The sequence below is a fragment of the Anaerotignum lactatifermentans genome (assembly GCF_016902535.1).
Taxonomy (GTDB): domain Bacteria; phylum Bacillota; class Clostridia; order Lachnospirales; family Anaerotignaceae; genus Anaerotignum; species Anaerotignum lactatifermentans_A.
This window is the reverse complement of record NZ_JACSNY010000012.1, coordinates 31,026-44,041: the sequence shown is the minus strand read 5'-3', so window position 1 is coordinate 44,041 and position 13,016 is coordinate 31,026. Positions and strand designations below refer to the sequence as shown.

Here is a 13,016-nt window from a genome sequence, read left to right as displayed (position 1 = left end):
GGAGGCGAGAATATGGCATTGGGAGTAAATATCGCAAAAGCCAGAAAAGCGGCGGGTATGACCCAGGAGGCGCTGGCGGAACAGCTGGATGTGGCAAGACAGACCGTTTCCAAATGGGAGGCGGGGACAACGGTGCCCACGGTGCCGGGGCTGATACGGCTGGCGGAGGTTTTGCGGACAGATTACAACAGCCTGCTGGGGGAGGAAGAAAAACAGCCCCAGATCAGAGCGACAGAAAACGGCTACGTGGTGGACTGGACGAAGCTGTATCCCATTCTGGTGACCTATCAGCAGGAAATGGACTGCGGGCCTTATGAGGCGCAGTTCGCGGCCATGATCCGGGAGGTGCGGGACAAATACGGCTACTCGGCCGAGGATGCCATGCTGGCCTTAAAGGATATCTTCGCGAAAACGTACTTTAAGCAGTTCCAGCCCTGAGGCGGAATACTTTTGACGGACAAACAGGGAAAAACCTTGACAGACGGGGGATTTCCCTGTTTTTTTGCTGGGAAAAAAGAGGTTTTTCCCGCAAAACGGCGTATTCTTACAATATAGAAGAGAAAAAAAGGAGGGTGATACGATGGAATACCGTTTGTTTCAGGAAGAACTGGAGGAAAAAACACTGAGCCAGTTCGCGGCCAAAAGCGCCCAGACCAGAGGAAGGGCAAAGGCGGAGGAAAAGTGTGATATTCGTACGGATTTCCAGCGGGACCGGGACCGTATCATCCACTGCAAGGCCTTTCGGAGGATGAAGCACAAGACGCAGGTCTTTATTTCCCCGGAAGGAGACCACTATCGTACCCGCCTGACCCATACGCTGGAAGTATCCCAGATTGCCAGAACCATTTCCCGTACCCTGCGGCTCAATGAGGATTTGACGGAAGCCATCGCTCTGGGCCATGATCTGGGCCATACGCCCTTTGGCCACGCCGGGGAGCGGAAGCTGGACGAGCTTTGCAAAAACATGGGCGGTTTTGCCCACAACGAGCAGAGCCTGCGGATGGTGGACAGATTGGAAAAGGACGGCGCCGGGCTGAATCTGACCTGGGAGGTGCGGGACGGCATCCTGAACCACCGTACCAGCGGTTCCCCTGCCACACTGGAGGGGAAGGTGGTGCAGCTTTCCGATAAGATCGCCTATACCAATCACGATATCGACGACGCCATCCGGGCGGGGATGCTGCGGCCGGAGGACATTCCGGCGGAGTATGTGGCCGTCATCGGCGGCACTTCCAGCAAGCGCATCAACGCCATGATCCGGGATACCATTCAAAACAGCATGGGAAAGGGCGATATCTGTATGAGCCCCCAGATGCGCCAGACACTGATGGGACTGCGGGCTTTTATGTTCCAGCGGGTGTATGCCAGTCCGGTGGCTCTGGCGGAGCATAAAAAAGCGGATAAGATCGTGGGGGATCTGTTTGCCTACTACATGGACCATCCCGATGAGATGGACGAGGAATTCCTGCGGCTGATGGCGGAGGGAGAAACGAAGCAGCAGACCGTTTGTGACTATGTGGCCTGTATGACGGACCGTTTTGCTGTGGCACGGTTCAAAAAGATCTTCATTCCCGAGGAATGGAGCGTCCTCTGATTTATTGATATATTTTTGAGAAATGATTGCTTTTTCTGCGCGGTTTTTGTTCAATCATACAAAACGGGGAGAAAAGGAAGGAATTTTTGAGATAATGTCGAAAACTATGAAGTAAGAAAGGAAAAAGGAAGTGTAACAGCTTCCTTTTCAACTGTTTTGGAATAAATCACACCTGCGTTTTCAAAGGGAAAGGGGGAGGAGAAATGCGGTATCCCAGAGAGCTCATCGAGGAGATCCGTATGCAGAACGATATTGTGGAAATCGTTTCCCAATATGTCCCCCTGAAGCAGAAGGGCAGCTCCTATTTCGGGCTGTGTCCCTTCCATCATGAGAAAACGCCTTCTTTTTCCGTCAACAGCGAGAAACAGTTTTATTACTGCTTTGGCTGTGGTGCGGCGGGGAATGTGTTCGGCTTTCTGATGGAGATGGAAAACTGTGATTTCCCCGAGGCGGTGAAAAAGCTGGCGGAGCGGGCCAATATCCCGCTGCCCAAGCAGAATATGACGGGACAGGCCCTTGCCATGGAAAAGCTGAAGGAACGGCTGTTTCAGATGCACAAGCTGGCGGGACGGTTTTTTTACGACACCCTCCAGTCCTCCCAGGGGGAGGAGGCCAGACGGTATCTGCAGCGGCGGAAGCTGCAGCCGGCCATGTGCCGGAAATTTGGTCTGGGCTATGCCCCGGACAGCAGACATGCCTTATTTGACTATTTAAAGGAACAGGGTTTTTCCGCCGGAGAGATCGAGCAGGCGGGTCTGGCACTGCCGGATAAGGAGGGAAGCGGTTTCCATGACCGTTTCCGCGGCAGGCTCATGTTCCCCATATTTGACCCCCAGGGCCGTGTGGTAGGCTTTGGTGGGCGGATTCTGGGAAAGGGAGAGCCCAAGTATTTGAACTCTCCGGAAACGGTGCTCTTTAGTAAGAGCCGGAATCTCTACGGGCTGAACTTCGCCAAGGCGGCCCGGAAAAAGGAACTGATCCTGGTGGAAGGATATATGGATATGCTCTCCGTCTATCAGGCGGGGTTTCATAATGTGGTGGCCTCTTTGGGCACAGCCTTCAATAAGGAGCACGCTGCCACTTTGAAAAAGTACGCGGAGGACATCATTCTGCTTTACGACAGCGATGAGGCGGGGACCAACGCGGCCCTGCGCGCCATTCCCGTGCTGGTATCCAACGGGTTTCGGGTCCGTGTGACTCAGGTGCCCGATGGCAAGGACCCGGATGAGTTTATCAAACAGAATGGATCGGCGGAATTTGCCAAGCTGCTGGTAAACGCCGTGCATTATATTTCCTTCCAGATTGCCTGTATCCGCAGGAAATACAATCTGGAACTGGCGGAGCACCGTGTGCGTTTCGCCACAGAGGCGGCCCAGGCCCTGACAAAGCTGGATAATGAGATCGAGCGGGATGTGTATACCGCCGAGATCAGCCGGATGACCGGGGTGGAGGAGGGCGCCATCAAAAACGAGATCAGAAAGCTGCTGCGAAAGGAAGACGCGGCTTTCCAGAAAGAGGCGGAACAAAAACGCCTTCAGGCAAAAAGACAATATGGCGCAGGCAGACAGGAGGAAAAGGGGCTGTTGGAAGCCCAAAAGAATTTATTGTATCTGTGCGCCGGCCATGGTCACATATATGAAGTGTTACAGGAATTGTTGGAGGACGACGATTTTACGTCGGAGGTTTACCGGGAGGCTTTCCGGGAAATGGGCCTTTTGTGGCAGAAGTCGGGGAATGTGTTCCCGGCGGAGCTGGTGAGTCATTTTGAGAAGCCGGAGGAACAAAAGCTCATTACCGAGATCTTTGCCGCCCAGGTCCCCATGGATGAGGGGGCCGACCTGCAAAAAGCCGTCACAGAAGCCGTAAAATGGATGAAACGGACAAAAATCGACCGTATGACGGCACAGGCCGCGTCCGCCGAGGACCTGCAAAGGCTGGTAGAGGCCAAAAGAAAGCTGGATGCGCTGCATATTACCATTTGATATGGTTAGACTATAAGAGCATAGAAAGGAAGGATTGCGTTGAAATCCGTCGAAGAAACAACATTATTGACCCGGTTGGAAGAATTAGTCAACATGGGGAAAAAGAAGAAGGGCGTACTGGAATATAAAGAAGTGATGGATCATCTGGCAGATCTGGACCTGGACCCTGACCGCATCGACCGCATCTACGAATATCTGGAAACCCAGGGCATCGACATTCTGGGCAATCTGGACGCAGAGGAAGAAGTGGAGAAGGACCTGGATCTGACACTGCCGGAAGGCATCAACATCGACGATCCTGTCCGGATGTATCTGAAAGAGATCGGTAAGGTGCCCCTGCTTTCCGCGGAAGAGGAAGTAGAACTGGCCCAGCGGATGGAGGACGGCGATGAGGAAGCCAAGAAGAAACTGGCGGAAGCCAACCTGCGTCTGGTTGTCAGCATTGCCAAGAGATACGTTGGCCGTGGGATGCTGTTCCTGGATCTGATCCAGGAGGGCAATCTGGGGCTTATCAAGGCCGTGGAGAAATTTGACTACCATAAGGGCTATAAATTCTCTACCTACGCTACCTGGTGGATCCGGCAGGCCATTACCAGAGCCATCGCCGATCAGGCAAGAACCATCCGTATCCCGGTGCATATGGTAGAGACCATCAACAAGCTGATCCGCATTTCCAGACAGCTGCTGCAGGAACTGGGCCGTGAACCGACCGCGGAAGAACTGGCAGTGGAAATGCAGATGCCGGAAGAAAAGGTTCGCGAGATCATGAAAATCGCACAGGAGCCCGTATCTTTGGAAACCCCCATCGGTGAGGAGGAGGACAGCCATCTGGGCGACTTTATCCCCGATGATGATATCCCCGCCCCCGCAGAAGCGGCAGCCTTTACACTGCTGAAGGAACAGCTCATCGAGGTTTTGGACACCTTGACAGAAAGAGAAGAGAAGGTACTGCGCCTGCGCTTTGGTCTGGATGACGGTCGTGCCAGAACATTGGAGGAAGTGGGAAAAGAGTTTAACGTAACAAGAGAGCGTATTCGTCAGATCGAGGCGAAGGCCCTGCGGAAACTGCGTCATCCCAGCCGCAGCAAAAAACTGAAGGATTATCTGGAATAAAAGGCAGCTGACGGGGGAGAGTGCCTGTCGTCGGACGCGTCTTTATCAGGAAAGAAAAGCAGAGAGGAACTTCCGGCCGGACGGTTTCTCTCTGCTGTTTTTTTAGAAAGAAAGGAAAAGAAACTATGGACATATCGAAACGGCTGCGGACTGTGGCGTCTTTGGTGCGCTGCGAGACCATGGCGGACATTGGCACAGACCATGGCTATGTGCCCTTATACTTATATGAGCAGGGAAGGATCAAAAAGGCGCTGGCCTGCGACCTGAACCCGGGGCCGCTGGAAAAGGCCAGAGAGAATATACAGAAAATGGGTGCGGGAGAGGTCATCGAAACCCGGCTGGGCAGCGGCCTTACGCCGGTAGCTCCCGGCGAGGTGGAATGTGCCGTCATTGCCGGTATGGGCGGTATGCTCATCTGCCACATTCTGGAGGACGGCGAGGAAGCAGCCAAAAGCCTGAAGGAATGGGTCCTTTCCCCCCAGCACGACATGGAAGCGGTGCGGCGGCTGGTGCATAGAATGGGCTATGCCATAGACCGGGAGGAATTGGTGCTGGAGGATGGAAAGTATTACGATATTTTCCGCTGCGTGCCGGGAGAAGAACAGTACGGGACACTGGCGGAATATCGCTACGGCGCCGGTTTGCTGCGCCGGAAGGACGCCGTCCTTTGGGAGAAACTGTGTCAGGAGGAAAAACAGTACGGCACCATTGCCGCCGGGCTGGCCCGAACGGACACGGAAAAGGCGGCGGAACGTCTGACAGAGGTAGAAGGAATCTTAGCGTGTATCAGGGAGGCGAAAGCATGGTACGAGTAAAGGATATTATGGCGGTTATGGAGGGGATTGCCCCCGGAAAGCTGGCGGAAGGCTGGGATCGGCCGGGACTGGCCGTAGGCAGACCGGAGCGGGAAGTGAAAAAAATACTGGTGGCGCTGGATGTGACAAAAGAGGTTATCGCAGAGGCCATAGAAGCCCAGGCGGAACTGATTGTGACCCATCACCCCATGCTGCTGTTCCAGAAATTTGACAGCATCACGCCGGAAACGCCGGTGGGGGAAAAAATACTGACGCTGGCGGAGCATAAGATCGCCGCTTTTTCCGCCCATACCAATCTGGACGTGGCAAAAGGCGGCACCAACGATGTGCTGGCGGAACTGATCGGGCTGGAACAGGTGGAAATTCTGGAAGAAACATGGGCGGAAGAATTGAAGAAGATTGTGGTTTACGTGCCCCTTTCTCATGGGGATGCTGTCAGAGAGGCCATGTGTCAGGCGGGCGCGGGCCATATCGGAAATTATGCCTGCTGCACTTTTGGGGCCAAAGGCGAAGGCACTTTCCTGCCGCTGGAGGGGACACATCCCTATCTGGGAGAGGAAGGAAAGCTGGAACGGGCGGAAGAAATCCGTCTGGAGACCATTGTGCCTGCCTCCAAGACGGCAAGGGTGGTGGAGGCCATGCTGGCGGCTCACCCCTATGAGGAAGTGGCCTTTGACATCTATGCTGTGGAGCAGAAGGGACAGCGGGAAGGCATCGGCCGTATGGGAGAACTGCCGGAGGCCATGGAGTTTGCGGCCTTCGCCAAACTGCTGAAAGAAAAATTAGGGCTGGACAGCATCCGTTTGACGGGAGACGCCCATAAAATGATAAAAAGAGTGGCTCTGTGTACCGGCAGCGGCGCGGAGTTTGTACTGCCGGCCCATGCCAAAGGCGCCGACGCTTATCTGACGGGGGACATCAAGTTCCACGAGGCCCAGAAAGCGGTAGAGGCAGGCATCTGCGTGGCGGATGTGACTCATTACGCCAGCGAGGTACTGATTGTGCCGGTGCTGCAAAAAGCGCTGGAGAAGGCGGCGGCGGAAAAAGGATGGGAGTTGGAGGTCCTGTGTTCCAAGGTCAACGGACAGACATTTTGGAGCCTGTAACCCAAAAAGGAGGAAGTTCATGGAAGAGAAGAAGATCGTTGTCATGGGGAAAGAAATGACCTATACCCCCTGTACTACCTACGAGGATCTGGCCAAGAAATGCGCTGGTACCGTAAAGGGGCCTGTAATGCTGGCCAGACAGGAGAACCGGCTGCGGGAATTGTCCAGACGGATCTGCGGAGAGGAAGAAATCACTTTTTACGGCATAGATAATGAGGAGGGCCTGCGGGTCTACCGCCGCGGCGTACTGTTTTTGATGGTAAAGGCGGTCCGGGATTTGTTTGGCGAGGATTCTCTGGTGGTGGTGGAGCACTCCCTCCAGAAAAATCTCTACTGCGAGATCCGGCGGCCGGAAATGAAACTGACGGAGGAACTTCTGCGGAAGCTGGAAGGGAAAATGCGGGAATATGTGGCTCTGGATCTGCCCATTTACAAGCGTACCATGCGGAAGGAGGAGGCCAGAGCCATCGCCAGAAAACAGGGGATGCTGGATAAGGCGGAACTGTTCCGCTACCGCCGGGCTTCCAATGTAAATCTGTATGAACTGGATGGGTATTTTGATTATTTTTACGGCTACATGCCGCCGTCTACGGGTTATACCAAAGTCTTTCATCTGATGGCCTATGAGAACGGATTTTTGATCCGGTTCCCGGACCCCAAAAATCCGGAGGTACTGCGGGAATTTTCCGATCCCAAAAAAATCAGCGCCGTATTTCTGGAGCAGATGAAATGGTGCCAGCTCATGGGCGTCAATAATGTGGCGGAATTGAATCTGGCCATTTCTCAGGACAAATTCGGCGACCTGATCCGCATCAATGAAGCCCTTCACGAAAAGAAGGTGGCGGAGATCGCCGATATGATCCATAAACGGATGGATCAGGTGCGGGTAGTGCTTATCGCCGGGCCGTCCTCTTCCGGCAAGACGTCTTTTGCCAACCGGCTGTGTATCCAGCTGAAGGTATTGGGCGTCAAGCCCCATAAGATCTCTCTGGACGATTATTTCGTGGAGCGGGACAAAACGCCGGTGGATGAAAACGGCAAAAAGAATTATGAACATATTCAGGCATTGGATTTGCCGCTGCTTAATGACGATCTGAAAAAAATGATCGCAGGGGAGTGTGTGGAACTGCCTACTTATAACTTTATTACAGGGAAACGGGAGTACAACGGCAACCGTATCCAGATGGCGTCGGGCGAGATTCTGGTGCTGGAGGGCATCCATGGGCTGAACGATATGCTCACTTCGGAGATTCCGGCGGAGCAGAAATTCAAAATTTTCATCAGCGCCATGACCCAGCTGAATGTGGACGATCACAACCGGATTTCTACCTCCGACAGCCGTTTGATCCGCCGTATGGTCCGGGACCATCAGTTCCGGGGCAGAGATGCCGCTACCACCATCGCCCAGTGGGATGATGTGACAGAGGGCGAGGCGGAGAATATTTTTCCTTATCAGGAAAACGCTGATGTGGTCTTTAACTCTGCTACCATTTATGAGCTGAGTGTATTGAAGCAGTACGCGGAGCCGCAGCTGTTCCGCATCCGGGAGGACCAGCCGGAATACATTACAGCCAAACGGCTCATCAAATTCCTGGGCTATTTCCTGGCGGCGCCGGGATTGGAGATCCCCAATAATTCCCTGATTAAGGAATTTATCGGCGGCAGCTGCTTTAAGGTTTGACAAAAAAGACGGATTTCAGTATAATACCAGAGGTGAGTAGACTGGACAGTCGCGCTTCCTTCGGAAGTGAGGAAAGTCCGGGCTTCATAGAGCAGGGCGCCGGCTAACGGCCGGTAGAGGCGACTCTAAGGAAAGTGCAACAGAAATAAACCGCCTGTCTTTGGCAGGTAAGGGTGGAAAGGTGGGGTAAGAGCCCACCGCTCCCCCGGTAACGAGGGAGGCTCTGTAAACCCCGCCTGAAGCAAGATGAAAGAGGAAGTACGGAATGGCTCGTTCCGCCTCGCAAAAAATCGCATGATGCTGTTGGCGACAACAGACCAAGATAGATGGCTGTCCACGACAGAACCCGGCTTACAGGTCTGCTCTCCTTTTTGAAAAACACAGAAAATCCGATATTTCCCCGGGAAATGTCGGATTTTTTTGTAAGGCCCCTTTGCTTTTTGGCGGAAAGGGGGCTATAATCAAACGAGAAAATTAACATAGACAAGGAAAGAAGCGAGAGGTGAGAGGATGCGGGGAGGAAAAATGGGACTGGTGACGCTGGTCTATATTATTTTCGCGGCGGCGCTGCTGTGGTTTTTGGCAGAACGGATTCCGTCGGAAACGCTGCTGTCGGCCATACTGCCCCTGGCCCTGGTGCTGATGGTGCTGTGGGTGCTGCTGATTTTTCTGGTCTTGAAGCTGGAAGGGCGAAAGAAGAAATAGGAGGTGCTGCGTTATGCAGGAGAGCATCAGAAAAATGCTGGAATATAACAAGGTCTTTGTAGACCATGAAATGTATAAAAAATATACTACAACGAAATATCCCGATCGGAAGATTGCCATACTGTCCTGTATGGATACCCGTATGACGGAGCTGCTGCCGGCGGCGCTGGGCATTAAAAACGGGGATGTGAAGCTCATCAAAAACGCCGGGGGACAGATTACCCATCCTTACGGCAGTGTCATTTTCAGTCTGCTGGTGGCAGTTTATGAGCTGGGCGTGGATACCATTCTGGTCATCGGACATGACGACTGCGGCGGACGGGCCTTAAATGGCAAGGAAATGATTGAGAAGATGATGGAAAAAGGTATTTCCCAGGATGTCATTGACCATGTGGACGCCAACCATAAAAATCTGGAGGAATGGCTGACGGGCTTTGGCGATTTGAACCGTTCCGTACAGAATACGGTGGAGACCATCCGCAATCATCCCCTGATCCATAAAGGGGTGGAGGTCTACGGCTTTATCATGAACCCGGAAACCGGCGCCATGCGGGAAGTCTGAGAGAAGAAAGGAGAGAGGCTATGAAAGTGACCTATTACCATCACAGCGGTTTTTCCGTGGAACTGGAAAACACGGTGCTGCTGTTTGATTACTATACACAGGACGGAAAATATAACGGCTTTGCCCCCGAGGCTTACGAGGGAAAAAAGCTCCTTGTTTTCGTATCCCATGCCCATGGGGACCATTATGACCGGAGTATCTGGAAATTTGCCCAGCGGGCGGTCTATCTCCTGCCGGAGGACATCGCTGTTCCCGCCGGCGTAGCCGCAAAGGCGGTACATATGACGGCCCATGAGGAAACGACGGTAGAGGGTGTGCAGATCAAAACACTGCTGTCCAACGACGAAGGAATGGCTTTTATGGTAAAAGCGGAGGGAAAGACCATTTATCATGCCGGAGATTTGAACTGGTGGCACTGGAACGGAGAAAGCGATGCCTTTAATGAGGACATCCGCCAAAGCTACTGCGGCGAGATTGACCGGCTGAAAGGGGAAAAGATCGATGCGGCTTTTGTGCCGGTGGACCCCAGACTGGAGGATAAATACTGCTGGGCGGCGGATTATTTCATGGAACAGATAGGCGCGGATGCCTTATTCCCCATGCATTTCTGGCGGCATTTCTCCATCTGCCGGAAACTGGCGGAAAAGCCCTACGGAGAGAAGGTCATGGAAATTACAGGAGAGAACGTGACCTTTGATCTGCCATGAAGGGAAAAAACTGGCGGGAATTCGCTCCGCCGGAGAAACAGCGCAGACCCCTGTACAGGCAATCGGAAATAATGCCGCCCAAAAGGAAGCGGCGGCGCCGTCGCGGCGGTTTGCTGCGGAAGCTGCTGCTGGTGATGATCCTCTTTGGTCTGGGCTATGGCGGTTTTCTGGTTTATCAGCATTTTGCCTATCCTTATACGGTGGCGCTGGACGCGGGCCACGGCGGTGAGGACGGCGGCGCCCAGGGAATCATTTCCGAGGTCTGGCTGACGGAGGAAACGGCGGACGCTTTGGAGGCGCTGTTAAAAGAGGATGGCAGGTTCCGTGTGGTGCGTTCCCGGGAAAACGGAGAGACCAAAAGCATCACCGAACGGAACCGGAAATTTGTCCGTTCCAGCCCGGATCTGGTATTGTCCATCCATGCCAACGCCGACGAGGACGGCAGCGGCTATGGCTTTGAGTGCTATCCTGCGGTGCCGGGCATGGAGAATCATGAGGAAAGCCTTTCCTTTGCCAGACTGCTGGCATCGCATATGGAGACGGCCGGCGTAAGACTGCGGGGAGAGGATGGCATCCGTTTTGGCTATTATGTCCCCCAGGAGGACGGCAGTTCCCAGAAAATGCTGGTGGAGTCCAGCGACGAGACGGTGTATGAATATGACACTTTTGGTATTTTGAAAAATGTGGACTGCGCCGCTGTGCTGGTGGAGCAGTGCTTTGTCACCAATGAGAGCGATGTTTCTCTCTTTGGTACGGAAGAAGGCTGCCGGAAGGCGGCACAGGCGTATTATGCCGCTATCCTGGAATATCTGGGCGCGGAGCCTGTTGCACAGACGGAATAAAAAAGCGCAGGAGGCCTTTTGGCTTCCTGCGCCTGTTTTTTTGCGTGGTTATGTCGTTTCTTTCTGGAAGGGTTTGTAGTGAGGCAGCTGACAATAGAATTCCTGCAGCTTCTGAATTCGATCCTCGCCATCCCATTCTACCAGATAAACTCCTTCAAATTCCCGTTCCTCCCCGTTTTTGTTCACGCTCTGGAAATAAAATTCTACCAGCGTAGAATCCGGCGTGTGGAGGAAACGGCGGATATCCCATCTCTTTACCCGGTTGACTTCGTTCCATTCCTCGAACCAGCGGCGGAGCTGATCTACGCCGTCGTATTCAGGGCCGAAAAATTCATAGTAATGTACGTCTTTTGTAAATACCGCGTCCAGGGGCAGAAGTTCCTGACCCAGCCACATGTCGAACCATGTCCGAATGATCTCTTCCCGTTGTCTCATATGCCACACCTCCAATGAACAGAGTCTTTATTCTTTGTAATACAATCTTACCACGGCGGAACGGGAAAAGCAATGGCAAGGAGGGAATTTTCTGGCGTAATTGCATAAAAAACGCGCCTATTCCCATAGGCGCGTACAACAATTTTACGAAACATTCAGGTCTTTTTCCTTGAGTCTTGCGTAAACATCACGACGAAGCAGGGTGTAAAGCACAGAGACCATGGGAATAAACAACAGCATCCCGGCAATCCCCATCAGGTTGCCGCCAATGGTAACGGCCACCAGTACCCAGATGGAGGGAAGGCCTACGGAGCCGCCTACCACATGAGGATAAATGAAATTCCCCTCGATCTGCTGGAGAATCAGGAAGAGAATCAGGAAGGCCAGCGCCTGCCAGGGGTTGATGACCAGAATCAGGAAGGTAGCCACAAAGCAGCCGATAAAGGCGCCGAAAATAGGGATCAGCGCCGTCAGGGCGATGAGGACGCCTACCAGCAGGGCATAAGGGAAACGGAAAATGGTCATGGTCACAAAGAACATGGTGCCCAGAATTACCGCCTCCAGACACTGCCCCGTCAGGAAGCTGGCAAAGGTGCGGTGGGTCAGAGAGCAGATTTCTAAAATCCGCTCTACCAAAGGGGCTTTCAAATAGGCGTACAGCAGCTTACGGCACTGCAGGCCCAGCTTTTCCTTCTGAATCAGGATGTAGCAGGCAAACACAAAGCCGATGACAAAGTTGGCGACGCCGCTGAAAATGCCGCGGGCGGCGGAAAAGGCGGAGCCCACCACCACATTGGCGCCGTTTTGGAAAAATTCCAGGGCTTTTTGGGAAAGGGTCTCCCAATCCAGATCTACGCTGTGCAGCCATTGGGAAATTTCCGGGTTATTCTGAAAAAGTTCTTCCACCTGCTGGAGGAACACCGGAAATTTGAGCTGTATGGTCCGGACCAGACTGGAGAAGGTGCGTCCCAGTTCCGGCAGAACCACCAGTGTGGATAGGGCCAGGATGGTGATGACGAACAGCAGGGTCAGGATCAGGCTGAGGGGACGCAGAAGCTTTTTTTTCGCGGAGGAGCTGCCGCCCATGCCGGAAAGAATCTTCTCAATCCGGGCCATAGGCACACTCAGGATAAAGGCGATGGCGGCGCCCAGCAGGAAGGGGGCGGAGATATTGAGCAGAAGGCCGAAGGCCAGCGCGACCATCTCCATCCGCCAAAGCAGAATAAAAACGACCAGGGTAAATACAATAAGCCATCGTAGTTTTTTGAATGTATTGTCATCCAGCTGCATAAAGGATCATCCTTTCCAAAGTAAGGGGCGGTTTCGCGGGAAACGGCCCCGGAGGGTTTGTGTTATCGGGTATTATATCATAGAAGACGGCGGGACACAAATATTTCCGCCTTTTTCCGCCGAATCCCTTTACAGCGGGCGGCTTTGCGTTTAAACTAATAACGGACGCGCTCTGCCCCGGAAA

The 13,016-nt window shown here is 53.3% G+C and carries 13 protein-coding genes and 1 other RNA gene; 12 read left to right on the top strand and 2 right to left on the bottom strand.

What is annotated here, in order from left to right:
- The first annotated feature begins 12 nt into the window (after window positions 1-12).
- The 12 genes from H9X84_RS09690 to H9X84_RS09635 all read left to right on the top strand — a co-directional run bounded on the left by H9X84_RS09690 (window position 13) and on the right by H9X84_RS09635 (window position 11,107).
- On the top strand, window positions 13-438 hold the full coding sequence (locus tag H9X84_RS09690) for a helix-turn-helix domain-containing protein (RefSeq protein WP_205134154.1): 426 nt from the start codon (window positions 13-15) through the stop codon (window positions 436-438).
- 142 nt (window positions 439-580) lie between these two features.
- On the top strand, window positions 581-1,594 hold the full coding sequence (locus tag H9X84_RS09685) for a deoxyguanosinetriphosphate triphosphohydrolase (protein WP_205134153.1): 1,014 nt from the start codon (window positions 581-583) through the stop codon (window positions 1,592-1,594).
- 203 nt (window positions 1,595-1,797) lie between these two features.
- Window positions 1,798-3,576: a DNA primase gene (gene dnaG, locus H9X84_RS09680; RefSeq protein WP_205134152.1), complete on the top strand. Its 1,779-nt coding sequence runs from the start codon at window positions 1,798-1,800 to the stop codon at window positions 3,574-3,576.
- A gap of 39 nt (window positions 3,577-3,615) precedes the next feature.
- A complete protein-coding gene (rpoD, locus tag H9X84_RS09675; RefSeq protein WP_205134151.1) occupies window positions 3,616-4,689 on the top strand; it encodes an RNA polymerase sigma factor RpoD in 1,074 nt (357 codons plus the stop codon).
- A 125-nt stretch (window positions 4,690-4,814) separates the two neighbouring features.
- Window positions 4,815-5,504, top strand: coding sequence for a tRNA (adenine(22)-N(1))-methyltransferase (locus tag H9X84_RS09670; RefSeq protein ID WP_205134150.1), 690 nt, complete (start codon window positions 4,815-4,817; stop codon window positions 5,502-5,504).
- On the top strand, window positions 5,492-6,610 hold the full coding sequence (locus H9X84_RS09665; RefSeq protein WP_205134149.1) for a Nif3-like dinuclear metal center hexameric protein: 1,119 nt from the start codon (window positions 5,492-5,494) through the stop codon (window positions 6,608-6,610). Before H9X84_RS09670 ends, H9X84_RS09665 begins: the two co-directional genes overlap by 13 nt.
- Before the next feature lie 19 nt (window positions 6,611-6,629).
- The gene (locus H9X84_RS09660; protein WP_243423718.1) at window positions 6,630-8,291 is read left to right on the top strand and encodes a nucleoside kinase; all 1,662 of its coding nucleotides are present in this window, start codon (window positions 6,630-6,632) and stop codon (window positions 8,289-8,291) included.
- Between the two features lie 33 nt (window positions 8,292-8,324).
- Window positions 8,325-8,661: RNase P RNA component class A (gene rnpB / locus H9X84_RS09655), an RNA gene on the top strand.
- 140 nt (window positions 8,662-8,801) lie between these two features.
- The gene (locus tag H9X84_RS09650; protein ID WP_205134148.1) at window positions 8,802-8,996 is read left to right on the top strand and encodes a hypothetical protein; all 195 of its coding nucleotides are present in this window, start codon (window positions 8,802-8,804) and stop codon (window positions 8,994-8,996) included.
- Between the two features lie 13 nt (window positions 8,997-9,009).
- A complete protein-coding gene (locus H9X84_RS09645) occupies window positions 9,010-9,558 on the top strand; it encodes a beta-class carbonic anhydrase (RefSeq protein ID WP_205134147.1) in 549 nt (182 codons plus the stop codon).
- Between the two features lie 20 nt (window positions 9,559-9,578).
- Complete coding sequence (locus tag H9X84_RS09640; protein ID WP_205134146.1) at window positions 9,579-10,265, top strand: MBL fold metallo-hydrolase; 687 nt, start codon at window positions 9,579-9,581, stop codon at window positions 10,263-10,265.
- Window positions 10,266-10,336: 71 nt separating this feature from the next.
- Entirely contained in the window at window positions 10,337-11,107 is a 771-nt protein-coding gene (locus H9X84_RS09635; protein ID WP_205134145.1) for an N-acetylmuramoyl-L-alanine amidase family protein, read from the top strand.
- 48 nt (window positions 11,108-11,155) lie between these two features.
- Here the strand turns inward: H9X84_RS09635 and H9X84_RS09630 are convergent, their stop codons facing one another.
- Together H9X84_RS09630 and H9X84_RS09625 are read right to left on the bottom strand one after the other, a co-directional pair.
- Complete coding sequence (locus H9X84_RS09630) at window positions 11,156-11,542, bottom strand: nuclear transport factor 2 family protein (protein WP_205134144.1); 387 nt, start codon at window positions 11,540-11,542, stop codon at window positions 11,156-11,158.
- A gap of 144 nt (window positions 11,543-11,686) precedes the next feature.
- Window positions 11,687-12,832 carry an AI-2E family transporter gene (locus H9X84_RS09625; protein ID WP_205134143.1) on the bottom strand — a complete coding sequence of 382 codons (1,146 nt, stop codon included), beginning with the start codon at window positions 12,830-12,832 and terminating at the stop codon, window positions 11,687-11,689.
- Between the last annotated feature and the right edge of the window lie 184 nt (window positions 12,833-13,016).